Here is a 17589-nt window from a genome sequence, read left to right on the forward strand (position 1 = left end):
CCTTAAGTGGCCGGCCCTACTCTGACCGGATGGATCGTCGCGCACTTCTCGGCCTCACCGCCCTGACCCTCACCGCTGCCTCGACGGCGGCCGCCCCTGCCCTTGCCCGCAGCGAGAGCGGGAGCAGTTCGACCTCCAGCTTCATTCGCTTTCCGACGGTCACCGCCACGATTATGCGACCGAACGGTCGACGCGGGGTTCTGACGGTCGAGACCGGAGTCGATGTCCCCGACGCCGGGCTGCGCACCCGTGCGGAGCAATCCGGGCCCCGGCTGCGCGCCGCCTACAATACGGTCGTCCAGCAGATCGCCAGCGCCATGCTGCCCGGCGCGCCACCCGACGTCGAACGCATGGTCACGCGACTTCAGGCCGTGACCGACTCCACCCTCGGCCGGCGTGGAGCCCATCTGCTCATCGGCACGGTGATGGTGGCCTGATCCGGCCGACGGTCCGCATGGGGCTAGTCCTTGGTCGGACTGACCTGGTCCGCATCGCCGTAGGTCAGGGCCAGGAAGACGTCTTCCAGGTCCGGGTCCTCGGTGGTGATGTCGGCGATGGTGATCCCGGCCGCACGCACCGCCGCCAGCACCTGTTCGACCGAAGACTTTCCCTTGCGATAGGTGACGGCAAAGGCCCCGTTCGGCCGGGCCGCGACGTCAAACCCCTTCAGTTCCGGTGGTGGAGTCTGCGCCGTTTCGGGTGTGACGATGACGTTGCGGGTATCCAGTCGCCGCAACAGTTGCGGGGTCGGCTCGCAGGCCACGACCTTGCCCCGGTTCATGATGGCAATGGTGTCGCAGAGTTCCTGGGCCTCCTCCAGATAGTGGGTGGTCAGCAGGATGGTGACGCCCTCGGCGTTGATGTGCCGGACGTATTCCCACAACTGCCGTCGCAGTTCGACATCGACCCCGGCCGTGGGTTCGTCGAGGATCAACACCGGCGGATTGTGCACCAGGGCCTTGGCTACCATCAGTCGTCGCTTCATGCCGCCCGACAGGGCACGAACATAAGCATGGGCCTTGTCCGACAGGCCCAGCGCCGCCAGCAGTTCGTCCGAGCGGCGCTCATTCGCCGGTACGCCATAGAAGCCGGCCTGCACCTCCAGCGCCTCGCGCGGGGTGAAGAAGACGTCGGCGACAATCTCCTGTGGCACCACCCCGAGCGCCGCACGGGCGTCGCGAGGGTCGCGGTCGAGGTCCCGCCCCCAGACAGCGGCCGTGCCGCCGGTCTTGTTGACCACCCCGGCGAGGATGTTGATCAGAGTCGACTTGCCCGCGCCGTTGGGCCCCAGCAAACCGAACATCGATCCACGGGGGATGACCAGATCGACGCCCCGCAAGGCCGTCTTGGGCGGCGATTTGCGCGTGCCGGCGTAGGTCTTCTCAAGACCGTGAACCTCGATGGCGTTGACGGGCAGGGCTTCGGATTCGGTCATCAACGGTCCATGTCTCGCAGCCCTGATCAGCGCGAAGCGCGGCCGGCTACCAATAAATTGACGCCTGTCGGCGTGACGCATAGGTATGCGCGGCGATCCTCTCCGCCAAGGTCACGAGCCGAAAATGCCCCCGCGCCATATCACTGCGATCATCCCGCCACCCGAACAGATTGTGGTCACCGCCAAGCGTGTCGCCTGTGACGGCGGCGGTGGGGCCCTGGGTCATCCGCTGGTCTATATGGATATGGGCGACGAGAATTTCGTTGAATGCGGCTATTGCGACCGCCGCTTCGTGCTGTCGGCCCATCCCCTGCCCGAGAATGAATATCTCGATCCGGCTGCCCGTCCGCCCGAAGCCCACTGAGCCGGTCGGGTCAGGATGCGCTTTCTGCACACCATGGTCCGGGTCGCCGACCTCGACGCCGCCCTGCATTTTTACGGCGACCTGCTGGGTCTGACCGAGGTCCGGCGAACGGAGCATGAGGCCGGCCGGTTCACCCTGGTGTTCCTGGCGGCACCCGCTGACGCTGAACGCTCGGCCGCCGACCACGCACCCGAGCTGGAGCTGACCTGGAACTGGGATCCTGAAACCTACGACGGCGGGCGCAATTTCGGCCACCTCGCCTACAAGGTCACGGACATCCACGCCGCCTGTCAGAGGCTGATGGACGGCGGCGTGGTCATCAACCGCCCGCCCCGCGACGGCCGCATGGCCTTCATCCGCTCGCCGGACGGCATTTCGATCGAACTGCTGCAGGAGGGTTCACCCCTGACCCCGGTCGAACCCTGGCTGTCCATGCCCAATACCGGAACCTGGTAGGTTGAGCCTGCGAGTCCTGACGGCGGCGCTTGCCACGGCCGCCCTGGTGACCGGCTGCGCCTCGACGGTCGAGACCGCGCCGGCGCGCAGCGCGACGGAACAACTGCTGGTCGCCCGCGCCGCGGACAGGGCGGCCGAGGGCCTGGTCCTGCCGATTCCGGTGGGCGCGAAAGTCTTCGTCGACGACACCTATTTCCGCGCGGAAAGCGCTGCCTATGCGGTCAGCGCCGTGCGCGGTGCCCTGTCCAGCGCCGGCTATGCCCTGAGCCCGGACAAGGCCCAGGCCGACGCGGTGCTGGAACTGCGCGCCGGGGCCCTGTCGCTGGAGCAGATGCGACGCGTGTTCGGCCTTCCCGAGATGCGTATCCCGATCAACGGCGGTCTCAATGTCGTCGCCCTGCCTGAACTGTCGGTCTACAGCCGGCGCGACCGCGTCGGCGTGGCTGAGTTCTCGGGCTTTCTCTACGATCCGGAGAACGGCTCGCCGCTGGGCACCGTCGCGCCGATGACCGGCGAGTTCCGTATCCGCAGCCACCGGCTGTTGATGATCGTCGCCTGGGGCCAGCAGAGCGTCGAGCCGGGCGAACGCGATGTCGGCGACAGCTGGCGCCAATTCTGAACCGCACGATCCGGACCTGAAGGGGCGTCGAAGCCGATGACGTCGCCGTACGCGACGCCTATGGTCGCGCCATGAGCGACACCGAATCCGACTCCCCGACCGCTGCCCCGATGCGCCTGTGGCTGATCGACGCCTCGGCCTACATCTTCCGCGCCTATCACGCCCTGCCGCCCCTGACGCGCAAGTCGGACGGGGTGCCGGTGGGGGCGGTGCAGGGGTACTGCAACATGCTGTGGAAGCTGTTGCAGGACATGAAGGGGCGGGACGGGCCGACGCATCTGGTGGCGGTGTTCGATCATTCGGAGCGGACGTTCCGGAGCGAGATGTTCCCGGCCTACAAGGCGCATCGGCCGCCGGCGCCGGAGGATCTGGTGCCGCAGTTCGCGCTGGTGCGAGAGGCGACGGCGGCGTTCGGGGTGCATTGCGTCGAGCTGCCCGGATACGAGGCCGACGATCTGATTGCGACCTATGCCTGTCGGGCGCGGGAGGCGGGGGGTGAGGCGGTCATCGTCAGTTCTGACAAGGACCTGATGCAGCTGATCGGGGGCGGGGTGGTGATGTACGACCCAATGAAGGACCGGCGGCTGGAAGAGGACGCGGTGTTCGACAAATTCGGGGTCACGCCCGACCGGGTCGTCGATGTGCAGGCCCTGATCGGCGACACCTCGGACAATATTCCCGGCGCGCCCGGCATCGGGGTCAAGACGGCGGCCCAGCTGATCCTGGAATACGGCGATCTGGACAGCCTGCTGGCGCGGGCGTCGGAGGTGAAACAGAACAAGCGGCGCGAGACCCTGATCGAATTCGCCGACCAGATCCGCATGAGCCGCGACCTGGTCACCCTGGTGTGCGACCTGCCCCTGCCCGCCCCGGTCGAGGAATTCGCGGTGCGCGACCCCGACCCGGCCACCCTGTCGGCGTTTCTGGAGCTGATGGAGTTCCGCAGCCTGTCGCGCCGCGTCGGCGACGGCAAGGCCAGCGCCCATGACGGCTCGGCCTTCCAGCCCAAGTCGTCGCTGGCGGGCGCCTCTGGAACCCTCTCGGCCCCCGTCGCCAGCCCCCGCCACGGCCCGCAGCCGGTCAGTGCCGACGTCGCGGCCCAGAGCATCGACACCACCGCCTATGACTGCGTGCAGACGCTGGAGCAGCTGGACGCCTGGATCGCCAAAGCCTCGGACGCCGGGATCATCGGCTTCGACACCGAGACCGACGCCCTGTCGGCCACCCATGCCGGGCTGTGCGGCCTGTCGCTGGCGGTCGGGCCCAACCAGGCCTGCTACATCCCGATCAGCCACGCCCATCCCGAGATGGCCGGGGCCGGGGGGCTGGATTTCGGCGACACCACCGACACCCGCGCGCCGTTGCAACAGATCGACGCCGCCGAAGCCCTCGCCCGGCTGAAACCGTTGCTGGAAGACCCGGCGGTGCTGAAGGTCGGCCAGAACATCAAATACGACCTGGCGGTGATGGCGCGCCACGGCGTGCGCGTCGGGCCGATCGCCGACACCATGCTGATCTCATACGTGCTGGAGGGCGGGCTGCACGGCCACGGCATGGACGAGCTGTCGCGCCTGCACCTGGGGCATGAGCCGATCCCGTTCAAATCGGTGTGCGGCACCGGCAAGGCCCAGATCTCGTTTACCCATGTGCCGCTGGAACCGGCCACCGCCTATGCGGCCGAGGACGCGGATGTGACGCTGCGGCTGTTCCACATCCTGTATCCGCGCCTGGCCCCCGCCGGGCTGATGACCGTCTATCAGACGCTGGAGCGCGGCATGCCGGCGGTGCTGGCGCAGATGGAGCTGCACGGCATCCGCGTCGATCCGGCGCGTCTGAAACGGCTGAGCCATGAGTTCGGGCTGAAGATGGTCGAGCTGGAGGCCCAGGCCCACACCCTGGCCGGGCGGCCGTTCAATGTCGCCAGCCCCAAACAGCTGGGCGAGATCCTGTTCGGGGAGATGGCCCTGCCCGGCGGCAAGAAGACGGCCGGGGGCCAGTGGGCCACCGACGCCGCCGTGCTGGACGAGCTGGCCCTCTCCCACGAACTGCCGCGCGTGCTGCTGGAATGGCGCCAGCTGGCCAAGCTGAAGGGCACCTATACCGATGCGCTGAGCGCGGCGCTGGACCCCGGCACCGACCGGGTCCACACCAGCTATCAGCTGGCCGCGGCCAGCACCGGGCGGCTGGCCAGTTCCGACCCCAATCTGCAGAATATTCCGATCCGCACCGGCATCGGCCGCCAGATCCGTCAGGCCTTCATCGCCGCGCCGGGCCATGTGCTGATATCCGCCGACTACAGCCAGATCGAGCTGCGGCTGCTGGCCCATATCGGCGACATTCCCGAGCTGAAACGGGCGTTCAAGGCGGGCCTGGATATTCACGCCGCCACCGCCAGCGAGATGTTCGGCGTGCCGGTCGAGGGCATGCCGGCCGAGACGCGCCGCCGCGCCAAGGCGATCAATTTCGGCATCGTCTATGGCATCAGCGCCTTTGGCCTGGCGGCGCAGCTGAACATTCCGAGGGAAGAGGCCGGGGCCTATATCAAGACCTATTTCGAGCGTTTCCCCGGCATCCGCGACTATATGGAGGCGATCAAGGCCGAGGTGCGCGAGGCCGGCTACGTCTCGACCGTGTTCGGCCGCCGCATCCACATTCCCGCCATCCATTCCAAATCGGGGGCCGAGCGCCAGTTCGGCGAACGCGCCGCCATCAACGCCCCCATCCAGGGGGCGGCCGCCGACATCATCCGCCGCGCCATGATGCGGATGCCGGGGGCGTTGGTCGAGGCGGGGTTCGGGCCCGGTTCGGGGTCAGAGGTGAAGATGCTGCTGCAGGTGCACGACGAACTGATCTTCGAGGCCCCGGAGGGGGTGGCGGAGGCCGCCATCGCCGTGATCAAGCGGGTGATGGAGGGGGCGGGGGACCCGGCTGTGGCTCTGTCGGTGCCGCTGGTGGTCGATGCGCGGGCGGCGGGGAACTGGGATGACGCGCATTGAGCCCCAAGCTTTTCAGGACGCAGCCAAGAGTACGCACTGGTGATCGTGTCTTGAGTCGGCGCAGTGCATCAGGCAATCTTTAAGACGGCTTCCGCCAAGTTGCGCGTTCTTCCTTATCGGGAGTGACCGCTTCAGCGCAGTTCGATCGGAGGTGGCGGGTGCTACTGAGTCTGTTTTGCGGAGCTGGAGGCCTCGATTGCGGCTTCGAAGACGCGGGCTTCCAAATCGGACTCGCCTTGGACAAGAAGGCCGATAGCGTTGCCTCATATAACCACAACCGCCCTGAAAAGGGCGTTGCTCAGACGTTCGATCTCTCGCGAGCGACTTGCGAAGATATAGACACTCTCTATGGCTCGGTTTTCCATCCGACTGCGGTTGTCGGTGGGCCGCCCTGTCAAAGCTTTAGCCAAGCAAACGTCAATCAGCGCAGCGATGATGACCGGATCAAGCTGCCGATGGCTTTTGCCAACCTAGTTGCGGCCTTACACTCCCGATCTCCACTAGACTTTTTCGTCATGGAGAACGTCGTTGGGTTGGTGAAACAGAAGCACGTCTCCAAGCTTGAAGCCGTTGAAAAGGTCCTGACGGACGCAGGCTTCAAACACATGCGTCTGCTGTTAAATGCAGTCGATTACGGTGTTGCTCAGAGGCGGCCGCGCCTGTTCCTGATCGGCATCGATGGAAAGCGGTTTTCCGATCTCGAACTTTCGACGCTCTCCCTTGATCGGGGGGCCACGCTCACGGTCAAGGATGCGATCGGTGATCTTCCTGAACCCTCCTTCTTCTCCAGAAGCGCGGCGCTCAATGCCCATCATCCGAATCACTGGTGCATGACACCGAGGTCTCCGAAATTCAGTCGCAAGGGTGGCGTAACGCCAGGCGTAGCCGGCCGAAGCTTTAAAACGCTGTATTGGGAAAAGCCAAGTATCACGGTCGCCTACGGCCACCGCGAGGTCCATGTACATCCCGATGGGAAGCGACGGCTAAGTGTTTACGAAGCGATGCTCTTGCAAGGTTTTCCGCCCGAGTATGAGCTCATCGGCAACCTGTCTTCCCAGATAGACCAAGTGAGCGAAGCGGTTCCTCCACCGTTAGCGAAGGCTGTCGCGAATGGTGTGAAGAGCCTGCTCTACGCTGAACAACTGGATCGCGCCGCTTAGTCAGACCGTCATCGGGCGGGTTGCGTGATTTTGAAGCCAGAGCCTCCACGCTTCCAAGTCATAGTTTGCCTGCTCGAGAAGACGGGCGGTCCCGCTCACGGCATCCGTCGCCACTTGTGGTTGCTGAATGCCGGTTTCTAGATTCCACATCTCCTTAGCTTTGGCCGCTATTGATTGGGCGTGCACTAGCTCGATATCATGCAACGCGACCATTGGCCTGGCGGCTGGAGGGTGAATTCGAAGGCCGCCCGGAGTAATACGGAACGCGACTGAAACCATGTCAGGCTCTGAGCCGTGGACCCTGTAGGCAAAGGCGCTGACGAGCTCGACCGTCATCTTGAAGTTCACTTGCCCAAAATAGAAGTGTAGCAGGTGCTTTCCGAGCGCGAGGACAAACAATTTTAGAAATCGCTCGTCTGTGGAGCCCCACACTGCGTTCAGCTCCGAAATAAGCACCGCCTTGTTGACGCCCAAGCAATCGGCCAACGCGTCCCCGAACCCATCCGGGTGAGCGTCCAAGTTCTTTTGAATCGCAGCCATCAACTTGACCGATGGGCCCCCGAGGAGTTTTGGGTCCGCTCGAGTAGTGAGAAAGAGAAGCCAAGGCTCGGTAGCGCGCAACTGATGGGCGAGCAGGCTCTCCATAGCATCGAAGAGCGTTTGGTGCCTGCCGGGGCTCTTGTAACCCAAGTGATCGCACGCATCGATGTTTACGATATCAAATACAGACTGCTGGGCTAGTCGATCCGCCGCTGTCGAATTGGGTTGGGCGATATCTTCCAGACTGTCCGGCCAGACCACCGAGTTGTCGGTGATGCGCCCGGCTTGTCGAAGTGCGGACTCGGCCGATAGATAGGCCCCAGAGCCATCGGTCTGGTCTGCGGCGTCAGGTGTCCAGCCGGTGTTGAATCCAAAATACTCGATTTGGCTGCCAAAATTCTCGATGGCAGTCGCCAGTTGTCGAACGTCCAAAAGGTCTGCGCCGGGCAATGTAAAGTAACGGAGCACGTCGCGCCGTTCAGCGGCGCGGGACTGTGAAAGCAGCCGGACAGCAGCGTCCCCCCATTGATAATCGCGAACGATCTGTTTGATCGGGTGATGCCAAGGAGCAAAGGAGCTCTTCTTGGTCAAGGCTGACGGCGGTGGCAACTCCTGCCCGTCGCCATAGACCTTGGCCGAGATATCGTCCTGCTCGTCCGGCGGCAGGCCAGGGTCAATAAGCATCAGAGCGACTCCGCCGCGAAGACACTCAGAATCGCCTCGACGAGCGCTTGCTGCTCCTCATATGTGCGATCTTCGAAAACTCCGTAGGCGGTCAGAACTGTTATTAGTGCTTCGGCGAGAGCATTTGCGGATGAGCCGCCTTTCGTTGTCGGAGCGGAGCTGACGACCGACGGGCTGAAGACGATCGAGCCCTGCTCTCTATATTTTTGAGCTTCGTCTTGATTGATTGTGAACTGGACCGACGGAACCGGGGCGTCTCCACGCTTCGCGTGCCAGACTTCTCGTCCTTTAGCAGCCACCGCGCTCGCGGCTTGGACCGACTCTTGTGCGCGTCGGCTCTGGCGGTTCCGCTGTGCGAGATCCTTTAGCCGATTTGTTAGCTGCTTGAGCCCACTGTGAAGCCAGAGCGTGAGCATCTGCACATGAGGGTGAGAGAAATTAAAGGATTCACGGTCGATGTTCAGCGCTGGATCGAGTCCGCTCTGGACGAAGATCTCGGATGTAATCTGGCGAAGCCGAGTCTGTTCCGATACCTGGTATTTGAAAAAGGTAGGATCAAAGAGAGCGCCGCTCGCCCCTCTAATCCGAACAAGAACGCCATTATTTTCTTTTGGAATTATGCGGCCAGTCCAGAATAGATAGCCTTCCAGATTAAGGTCACCTCCCCGTTGGCGGCTGGTTACCTGGGTCAAATCTGGTTCGAACCTGCCCAAAAACATGACTGAATGGGCGAGTCCTCGGGCCTCACTTTGACGGTGATCGAAGCGAATCGGCCGACGCAATGACAATCCGTCGATGTTGACGTCAAATCCACCTACCGGATCACGCCCCTCGACCAGTTCTGGCGCGCCTTTTACTTGTCGGCGGACCGCGTCGCGGACCATCTCCCCATCAGCCACGTTTAGCTCAGCACCCTTGCCTCTGGAGCCAGCCAACCAGAAGAACTGGATGTCAGGGCCGCCAACCAGATCGAACGGATGACAGTCGACGTAGGGGACTGACGCCGACAGGCCCAAACTCCAAATCATCTCCAAGTATGTATCGAGCGTATTCGCTAGGTCGGGACGTGCAAGTCGGCTGAACTCCCCTTCAACGGCTTCAATAAGTTTGACCATGCGCTGGTCTGGGGGGACATTGGCAGTCCAAGGCAATCTCGGCTCTTCAACCAAGACACTAATTCCCCCGTCTTGAACCGGTCCCGTGTAACCAGAATGGAAGCGCGGCCGTTCGACCGTTAAACTGGCATAGGTTTCGATATCCCCACTGCGGAGAGCCTCGTCCCGCTCGTGCACCGCATCCCAGCGGTCCGCACTTCTTAGGATGTCCCGAACACGCGGTTTGATGTCATTTAAGATGATGTCGGTGCCATGGGCAGCGATGTCGTCGCTGTGCTCTCGACGGATGAACACCTCGCCGGCCAAGAAGTGCTCGTCGTCTCCCTCGCCTTCTGCATCATCATCAAATTGGTTCAGCCGGATCTCGGCGACCAGTCGATAGTCCGCGCCAGCGACCTTGGTGATAATTTCGAACTTTTTGGCAAGTTGGCTGACGGAAAACAGGCCAATGCCGATCTTGCCGATAATCTTGCGACCGCCCGGGGTGAGCTCGACATCATCGGCGTGGGTAACCCCCAGTTCTTGGCCGATCTCCCGCCGTTTGGCGCTGCCACCGATACTCTTCAGTAGACGGGTCAGTGTTTGGTGCGACATGCCCAAACCGTCGTCCCGCACATATATGCGCGAGAAGCGCGGAGCATCCGTCAGGATGGTGACGTTTTTTGCGTCTGCGTCCCAAGCGTTTGAGATAAGCTCCCGAAGCGCTGAAGCTGGTTGTCTGTAGATGCCGTCTGTGACCCGCGCGATAACCCTGTCGCTCGGCCGGAGAGAGGTCTTGACGACTTGTCCATCATGGTCCGGGTTCGCGAGCCACGCCGACAGTTCTTCTTTCACCTCAAGCGAAATGATTTCGTCCGGCTGGGATGACTCTGGCTGCTCGTCAGAAGCCACGGACATGTCCTCGCACGTTGAAACTTCGGCGGAGGTAACCGCCCGCTTAGAGTGCACCCGGATATCAGCAAGCTTTGCTTATCGCTAGAGTTGTTTCGCGTCTGCGTGTGGAAGGCGTTCAATGATCCTTCACGGGGACGGAGGCTCCTGATGCATCCCCCACCCCATCCTCCTGAGATCGATGCCCGCCGCCTTTTGCAGGATGGCGTCGGGGGCGGCGCGTTCGATCTCGGCCAAAAGGGTGCCCAGGCCGGCGCGGCCGTCGGCGCTGGTCAGGTCCAGGCCGCGCAGGGCCTCGAGCAAACGGGTGGCGGGGTCGGGGTCTGACATCTGAAAACTTCCGCAACTGTGGGACCGACCCCGGGGGGAGGATGCGCAGTGTGTGCGGCGGGAGGCAAGGAGATGTTCTGGATTTGTTCCGTTTGCGCACAGGGATGGCGCACCCCCGTCTCCTCCCCATGGAATGGGGAGGAGACTCTGTTGGTGGGCCGCGGTCACAGGGCTCCGCCCTGTCGACCCGACGCGGCCTGGCGGCTTCGCCGCGCGCTCCGGGGCTGTCCCGGGAGTTTTCGGGGTGCGAGGTAAAAAGATAAAACCCGCGCTGTTTTTCACGCCAGCATTGGGTTTGCGGGATTCGGTCTGGCGAGGTTGGGGGCTGGGTTAGGCTCTCTTCCATGGGGACGGGGCGACCGGGGCAGCCGAAGCTGGCGGATGCAGTGTGGATCGCGCTGCTGGAACGCTATGTCGGCGGGGAGACGGCGGCGGCGCTGGCGCGCGAGCATGGGGTCAGTGAATCCGCCGTGCGCGTCCAGGCGCGCAACCGGGGCTGGCGCAAGATGGACCGGCCGGGGGCGGTGTATCGCTGGGTGCAGCCGCCGCCGGTCACGCCCGCGCCGGCGGTGACCGAGGCGCGGGGGTTCGCCTTTGATCCCGACGATCTGGACGGGTCGGAGGCAAGGGCGCTGGAACAGGCCAAACTGGCAGCGGCCGAAGGGCGGCTGCCGGATTTTCTGGCCCTCACCCAGAGCGTGCGGGCGACGCGTCGGCTGAAAGGGTCTTTCTCTCTTGCCGGGGGCTATCGGCCTTCGGCCTACATGAGCCCCCGAACCCCCGGGGGTGGGGACCCGGGTGAGAGCGGGGATGGGGCTGACGATGCGGCCGATTGGGGGCCGCCGGTGGTGTTGCGGGCGGCGCAGCGGCCGCCGGACGGGGGCTGGGCGACCTGGCTGTTTCTGGGCGGGCGCGGGGCGGGCAAGACGCTGGCGGGGGCCAGCTGGCTGGCCGAGCGGGCCGAGGCGCTGGGGGCCGGGGGGCGGCTGGCCCTGATCGGGCCGACCCTGCACGATGTGCGCGAGGTGATGATCGGCGGGCCGTCGGGGCTGATGAGCCTGGGGCGGTGGCGCGCGGGGCGGGCCTGGCCGCGCTATGAGCCGTCGCGGCGGCGGCTGGTGTTTCCCGGCGGGGCCGAGGCCTTCGTCTTCTCGGCCGAGGACCCCGACAGCCTGCGCGGCCCGCAGTTCGCCGCCGCCTGGGCCGACGAATTCTGTGCCTGGCCGCGGGGGGAAGAGACGCTGGCGCTGCTCAGGATGGGGTTCAGGATCGGGGAGACGCCGAGGCTGGTCGTCACCACCACGCCGCGGCCGACAAGGGCTCTGCGGGCGTTGCGAGCGGAGGCGTCGTGCGTGGGAACCCATGCGGGGACGGCGGAGAACGCGGCCCATCTGTCGGCGGGATTCCTCGAGGGGCTGACGGCGCTGTACGGAGGCACGCGACGGGCCGCGCAGGAGCTGGAAGGCTTGGTGGTGGAGGCGGAGGGGGCGATGTTCACGTCAGCAATGCTCTCGGCCGCATATCTTCCTGGGGGCTACCGGCCTTCGGCCTGCTTGAGCCCCCAGACCCCCGATGGCGCACCCCCGGGCTCAAGTAGCGCGAAGCGCGATAGCCCCTATGAAAAAGTGGTGGTGGCGGTGGATCCGACGACCACCGCGACCGGCAACGCCTGCGGCATCGTCGTGGTGGCGCGGGCGCAGGACCCTGACGGGGTGACGCGAGCCCATGTGCTGGCGGACCGGTCGGCGGCGGGGCTGTCGCCGGCGGGCTGGGCCCGGCGGGCGGTGGCGGCGGCGCGCGAATTCGGGGCCACGACCGTGGTGGCCGAGGTCAACCAGGGCGGCGACATGGTGCGGGCGGTGCTGAAGGCGGCAGGCTGTGAGGACGGCGGCGTCGGCTTTCGCGCGGTGCGGGCGTCGCGCGGCAAACGGGCCCGGGCCGAGCCGGTCGCGGCCCTGTACGAACAGGGGCGGGTGCGGCACCGGGGGCGGTTCGCGGCGCTGGAGGAGGAGCTGATGGCCTTCGGCGGCGAGGACGAGGGGCGCTATGACCTCGACCGCGCCGACGCCCTGGTCTGGGGGGTCAGCGACCTGCTGCTGGGCCCGCGCGGCGAGGGACCGAGGATTTCGGTGCTGGACTGGGGGGTGCGGGGCGGCGGGTGTTTGCGCTGACGCTCAGAGTCGCAATTCGACGGTGGTCGGGATGGTCGCGGTCCAGTGCAGGCCGTCGGTGCCGAACTGCATGTCGACCTCGCCGCCGGTGGCACCTTCGAACACCCGGGTCAGCAACAGCGATCCGAAGCCGCCCTTGCGGTCCGGGGTCGTCACGGGCGGGGCGACGGCGGCGGGGCCACCACGCTCCTGCCAGGACAGCCGCACCCGGTCGGCGGCGACCGGCTCCCAGCGCACCGTGACGCGGCCGCCCGCAACCCCCAGACTGCCGTGCTTGAGGGCATTGGTGCCCAGCTCATGCACGGCCAGCGACAGATAGGGGGCGACCTTGCCGGGCAGCAGCACCTCGGGCCCCGACAGGTCGACGCCCTGCAGATGCGACAGCTGCCGGGCCAGCAGGTCATGCAGGGAAAAGCGGTCGTCGGACATCGCCAGTAGCGCATCCTGGGCGGCGGCCAGGGCGGCGAGACGGGCCTCGATGGCGGTGACGAAGCCGTCCGGCACCGGCGTCGCCCGCGCCGACTGGCGCACGATGGCCTGGACCACGGCGAAGACGTTCTTGACCCGGTGGCCCAGCTCCTGGGCCAGCACCTCCAGCTTGGTCTCGTTCAGCTTGCGCGCGGTGACGTCGAGGGCGCTGGCGACCACGCCGCGCCGCCCGTCGGGCAGGACCGAGGGGGCGGCCTGGATGTCGCACCACATGCGCCGCTCGCCGACCAGGAAGGACATCTCCTCGACCTGCGGCTGACCGGTGTCGAGGGTGCGGCGCAGCAGGGCCTCGATCGGTTCGCCGATCTGGGCCCCGACGAACTCCGCCGGCGACCGGCCCATGCATTCGGGCGGCAGGTTGTGGGCCCAGACGTATTTCAGCGTCTCGTCATGCTCGGACATCGACAGGCCCGAGATGTTGGTCGCCAGCACGAACCGCTCGGCGGTCGAACGCAACCGGCCCAGACTCTCGTCCAGCTGATGGTTGCGGGCCGACAGTTCGCGCTCGGCGGCCCTGAGTTCGGTAATGTCCTCATTGACCCCGACCATGCCGGCGAAGGCCCCGTCGGCGTCGTGATACGGCTGGGCCCGGGTCCGCAGCACCCGCACCTCCCCGTCCGCGCGCCGGTAGCGCCCCTCGCACCGGAACGCCTCGGCGGAGGCCATGCCGGCGGCGAACGGGCCAAAGACCGCCTCGTGGTCCTCGGCCAGCAGGCTGGTGGCCCAGTCGAAGACGCCACAATCCTCGGGTTGCAGGTCCCAGAATTCGCGCATCGCCCGGCTCAGAAACACGCAGCGGCCCTGGCTGTCGCCGCGCCACAGCATGGCGGGCGATTCCTCGGCCAGCAGGGCCAGGCTGTCGCCGTCAGACGGTGGCCGGGTCAAGCGGACTCACCGGCAGAAACAACACTCATGTCAGGCGCATCTGCCATCGTTACCCCGCTCCGCGGCCAAGTCAGGCGCACCCGCCCAACGCCGCACCTCGTGCTTTGGTTCAGAATGCTACATCCCCGGCGACGAAATCGGCAAAACCGTGGGTGGGCCGAGCCGCTTGCGCCCCGTCCTGTCGGGCCGCGGCCCCCGACCCACGGAACGGGGAGGAGACCCGGGGGGTCACGGCTCGCGGGGGGCGCGCCGCCCTGCTAGACGACGGCGATGAGCAAAGAGACCTATGACACCCTGATCGTCGGGGCCGGGGCGGCCGGGATGATGTGCGCGATCGAGGCGGGGCGGCGCGGGCGGCGGGTGCTGGTGGTCGACCATGCGCGGGCCCCGGGCGAGAAGATCCGCATCTCGGGCGGGGGGCGCTGTAATTTCACCAACCTGGGTACCGGGCCGGCCAATTTCCTCGGTGAGAACCCGCGCTTCGCCACCTCGGCGCTGAAGCGGTTTTCGCAGCATGACTTCATCAAGCGCGTCGATCAGGCGGGCATCGCTTGGCACGAGAAGACGCTGGGCCAGCTGTTCTGTGATGACAGCGCCAAACAGATCATCCGCATGCTGACCGACGCCATGGCTGAGGCCGGGGTGGAGCTGCGCACGGGCACCGGGGTGGCCTCGGTCGCGCGGGCCGGGGACGGGTTTGCGGCGGTGCTGTCGGACGGCACGGCGGTGACGGCGCGTTCGCTGGTGCTGGCCAGCGGCGGCCGCTCGATCCCCAAGATGGGGGCCACCGGCTGGGCCTATGACACCGCGCGGGCGTTCGGCCTGCGGGTGACGGAGACGCGCCCCGCCCTGGTGCCCCTGACCTTCGAGACCGGCCTGCTGGAGACCCTGCTGCCGCTGGCGGGCGTGGCGGTGGACGTGGTGGTCAGGAACAACCCCGAACCCGCTTCCAACACGCCCGGTGCCAATCCGGCCTCAAGTAGCGCGGAACGCGGTAGGCCCAACGTCATGGCCTCAAGTAGCGCGAAGCGCGATAGGCCCACATTCAAGGAAGCCATGCTGTTCACCCACCGGGGGCTGTCGGGGCCGGCGATTTTGCAGATCAGCTCCTACTGGCGCGAGGGCGAGGCGATCACGCTCAGCATGGCCCCGGGCGTCGATGTGCTGGCCCGGCTGAAGGCGGCGCGCGAGGAGAACGGCGGCAAGGCGGCGGTGCATACGGCGCTGGGACATATCGTGCCGCGGCGGCTGGCCGAGAGCCTGTGCGAGCGGGGGCAGGTGGCGGGGAAACTGGCCGAGGTCGGGGGCAAGGCGCTGATGCGGCTGGACGCGGCGGTCAACGCCTGGACGGTCAAGCCGGTCGGGTCCGAGGGCTATCGCACGGCCGAGGTCACCCTGGGCGGGGTGGCCACCGACCAGCTGGACCAGCAGACCATGGCCGCGAAGACCGTGCCCGGCCTGTATGTGATCGGCGAGGCGGTCGACATCACCGGCTGGCTGGGCGGCTATAATTTCCAGTGGGCCTGGTCGTCGGGCTGGGCTGCCGGACAGGTCTGCTAGGCGGCGGCCTGACCCGCCAGTCCCGCAGCCTGCATCAGGGTGCGCAACGGGGCCAGGGCGACGGGATCGGCGGCCAGGGTGGCGCGCGACTCCGGGGCCCGCAGCAGGCGCAGGGCCTCGACCCTGGCGCGCTCGGCTGCGGGACCCAGCGGCGCGGTCTCGCCGGTGGCCAGACGCAGCAGCAGGGTCAGCTTCTGATGGATCGGGGCCGGGGCCCTGGCCAGCTGGAGTGCCAATTTGGCCTGGGACTCGACCATGCCGCCGATCGTGCCGATGGTGCCGCCGATGACCTCGGTATCGCGTTCGTTCAGCAAGGCCCCGCGCACCGAGCGCTGCAGCCGCGCCAGCGTCGCCAGCTTCTGGGCCGGCGTCATGCCCGGGGCGCGCATCTCGGACTCGAAGCGCAGCGAGCCGACGCAGGCCGCCAGCCAGCGCGCCGCGGCCCGCTTGTTGGCCGAACCGGTAACGTTCTCGCACAGCCGGACCAGATGTTCGGCCTCGCACAGGATCGTCTCGCAGTCCTGGATATAGGCGGCGACGAAATCGGCGATGACCAGGCTCTTGGAGCGTTCGACGAAGGCGCTCTGCACCTCCTCCAGCGTCAACAGACGCCCGGCCGCAGCGGTCAGGGACATGGCCAGCGTCCGCAGAATCTCGATCTCGCCGGGCGCGTCATTGGGGCGCAGGCGGCGCGGCAGCTCCAGCTCGCGCACCACCATTCGCGACAGGGCCGCGGCCAGCAGCGGGAACTCATCGGCCTCGAGCCGCGCGCCGAGCCGGGCCGCGGGACCGGACACCGGCGGGACATGCAGGGCCAAGCGCGCGTCATGGGCGATCAGGGCGGCGATCTCGCGCGGGGCGACCATATGGACCACGGCGGCCAGCGTGGCCCCCTGATCCAGCGCCGGGCCGAGGATGTCGGCCAGATTGCTGCGTACGGCGACGGTCTCGCACAGCACCTGTTCGATGGCGACCATGACCAGGGCCCGGGGCGAACCCTCCATCGGGGCCCGTTCGGCCAGATCCATCAACCGGTCGAGACGCAGTCGTCCGCCGCGGATGTCCGTCAGGGCCCGGGAGATGACCCCGCCCATGATCAGCCCCCGCTCGGGCGAGGCCGAGACACGATGGGCGATGTCGGCCAGGGAATGGGATTCGAGATCGGGGAACAGGTTGCGACGACCGGCGGCCACCAGGCGGGCGATCGTCTGATCGCTGAGACGCTGGTAGTGGCGCAGCAGGTCATGCAGCGGCTGGCCCACGGCCTGGCTCTCGGGAATGGCGACCTTCTGGATGGCATGCTGGAGTTCGGTGCCGCCGGATTCCAGCCGCTCGGCCAGGTCGGGGCGGTGCAGCAGTTCGAAGGCGGTAACCCCCTGGCGGCCCAGCCAGTCCTCGAGTACCCGGCCGATGATCTCGCGGGCATAGGGGCTGTAGAGGTCCTCCGGACCGTTGCATCGCGGGCCCGCCTCCGAGGCGGCAACCACCCGTTTCTGCTTCACCTCGGGCGCGCCGCGGGTCAGCAGGGTGACGCTGGAGAACTCCATCGTATCGGGGTCGAGCATCTCCTTGGTGACCCGCACGGCCGCGGCCCGGCGGTCCGAAAGCAGGTCCTCGGCCGTCTCGATCGCCTTGGCCCGGTCCTCGGTCGCCATCAACAGCGACCAGGGGGCGGGGGCGGTTTTGCGGATATAGATTTCGTAGTGAATGGAGCCGGCCATCAGGTACTCACACTGGGAACAGCCCTGATCGTCCCACAAAGGCTTTAAGGGGGCGTTGCAATGAGACGACTGGCGGCGCGGAGCCCGGGGCCGTATTGTCACCGTGATTTCGGAGAACGGTTACGCTTGTTGTGCGTTCCTGAGATCAGGCCGCGACCATCGCGACCCGCAGG

14 protein-coding genes are annotated in these 17589 nt (G+C 66.3%); 8 read left to right on the top strand and 6 right to left on the bottom strand.

Features of this window, described 5'->3' with window-relative positions; translation table 11 throughout:
- The first annotated feature begins 29 nt into the window (after positions 1–29).
- The gene (locus tag AAC067_RS14600; RefSeq protein ID WP_339933582.1) at positions 30–437 is read left to right on the top strand and encodes a Tat pathway signal protein; all 408 of its coding nucleotides are present in this window, start codon (positions 30–32) and stop codon (positions 435–437) included.
- 23 nt (positions 438–460) lie between these two features.
- Here AAC067_RS14600 and AAC067_RS14605 read toward each other — a convergent pair whose 3' ends face one another.
- Positions 461–1435, bottom strand: coding sequence for an ABC transporter ATP-binding protein (locus AAC067_RS14605; protein ID WP_339933583.1), 975 nt, complete (start codon positions 1433–1435; stop codon positions 461–463).
- Positions 1436–1559: 124 nt separating this feature from the next.
- Here AAC067_RS14605 and AAC067_RS14610 point away from each other — a divergent pair, with 124 nt between their 5' ends.
- The 5 genes from AAC067_RS14610 (at position 1560) to AAC067_RS14630 (ending at position 7030) form a co-directional block, all read left to right on the top strand.
- Complete coding sequence (locus AAC067_RS14610) at positions 1560–1799, top strand: zinc-finger domain-containing protein (RefSeq protein WP_339933584.1); 240 nt, start codon at positions 1560–1562, stop codon at positions 1797–1799.
- A gap of 15 nt (positions 1800–1814) precedes the next feature.
- A complete protein-coding gene (locus tag AAC067_RS14615; protein WP_339933585.1) occupies positions 1815–2255 on the top strand; it encodes a VOC family protein in 441 nt (146 codons plus the stop codon).
- 1 nt (position 2256) lies between these two features.
- Positions 2257–2874, top strand: a complete 618-nt coding sequence (locus AAC067_RS14620) for a DUF6655 family protein (RefSeq protein ID WP_339933586.1) — start codon at positions 2257–2259, stop codon at positions 2872–2874.
- 71 nt (positions 2875–2945) lie between these two features.
- Positions 2946–5870, top strand: a complete 2925-nt coding sequence (gene polA, locus AAC067_RS14625; protein WP_339933587.1) for a DNA polymerase I — start codon at positions 2946–2948, stop codon at positions 5868–5870.
- Between the two features lie 158 nt (positions 5871–6028).
- The gene (locus AAC067_RS14630) at positions 6029–7030 is read left to right on the top strand and encodes a DNA cytosine methyltransferase (protein ID WP_339933588.1); all 1002 of its coding nucleotides are present in this window, start codon (positions 6029–6031) and stop codon (positions 7028–7030) included.
- On the opposite strand, the gene AAC067_RS14635 is transcribed toward AAC067_RS14630, so the two are convergent.
- The 3 genes from AAC067_RS14635 to AAC067_RS14645 all read right to left on the bottom strand — a co-directional run bounded on the left by AAC067_RS14635 (position 7031) and on the right by AAC067_RS14645 (position 10590).
- Positions 7031–8254: a hypothetical protein gene (locus AAC067_RS14635; protein WP_339933589.1), complete on the bottom strand. Its 1224-nt coding sequence runs from the start codon at positions 8252–8254 to the stop codon at positions 7031–7033.
- The gene (locus AAC067_RS14640) at positions 8254–10260 is read right to left on the bottom strand and encodes an ATP-binding protein (protein ID WP_339933590.1); all 2007 of its coding nucleotides are present in this window, start codon (positions 10258–10260) and stop codon (positions 8254–8256) included. Before AAC067_RS14640 ends, AAC067_RS14635 begins: the two co-directional genes overlap by 1 nt.
- Before the next feature lie 129 nt (positions 10261–10389).
- Complete coding sequence (locus AAC067_RS14645; RefSeq protein WP_339933591.1) at positions 10390–10590, bottom strand: hypothetical protein; 201 nt, start codon at positions 10588–10590, stop codon at positions 10390–10392.
- A 344-nt stretch (positions 10591–10934) separates the two neighbouring features.
- On the opposite strand from AAC067_RS14645, the gene AAC067_RS14650 reads away from it, so the two are divergent.
- Complete coding sequence (locus tag AAC067_RS14650; protein WP_339933592.1) at positions 10935–12761, top strand: terminase family protein; 1827 nt, start codon at positions 10935–10937, stop codon at positions 12759–12761.
- Positions 12762–12764: 3 nt separating this feature from the next.
- On the opposite strand, the gene AAC067_RS14655 is transcribed toward AAC067_RS14650, so the two are convergent.
- A complete protein-coding gene (locus AAC067_RS14655) occupies positions 12765–14135 on the bottom strand; it encodes an HWE histidine kinase domain-containing protein (RefSeq protein WP_339933593.1) in 1371 nt (456 codons plus the stop codon).
- A gap of 270 nt (positions 14136–14405) precedes the next feature.
- Between AAC067_RS14655 and AAC067_RS14660 the strand changes: the two genes are divergently transcribed.
- Positions 14406–15695, top strand: a complete 1290-nt coding sequence (locus AAC067_RS14660; protein ID WP_339933594.1) for an NAD(P)/FAD-dependent oxidoreductase — start codon at positions 14406–14408, stop codon at positions 15693–15695.
- Here AAC067_RS14660 and AAC067_RS14665 read toward each other — a convergent pair.
- A complete protein-coding gene (locus AAC067_RS14665) occupies positions 15692–17416 on the bottom strand; it encodes a hypothetical protein (protein ID WP_339933595.1) in 1725 nt (574 codons plus the stop codon). The two genes, AAC067_RS14660 and AAC067_RS14665, sit on opposite strands and share 4 nt — an antisense overlap.
- Positions 17417–17589 lie beyond the last annotated feature (173 nt).

Source organism: uncultured Brevundimonas sp., assembly GCF_963977465.1.
Classification (GTDB): domain Bacteria; phylum Pseudomonadota; class Alphaproteobacteria; order Caulobacterales; family Caulobacteraceae; genus Brevundimonas.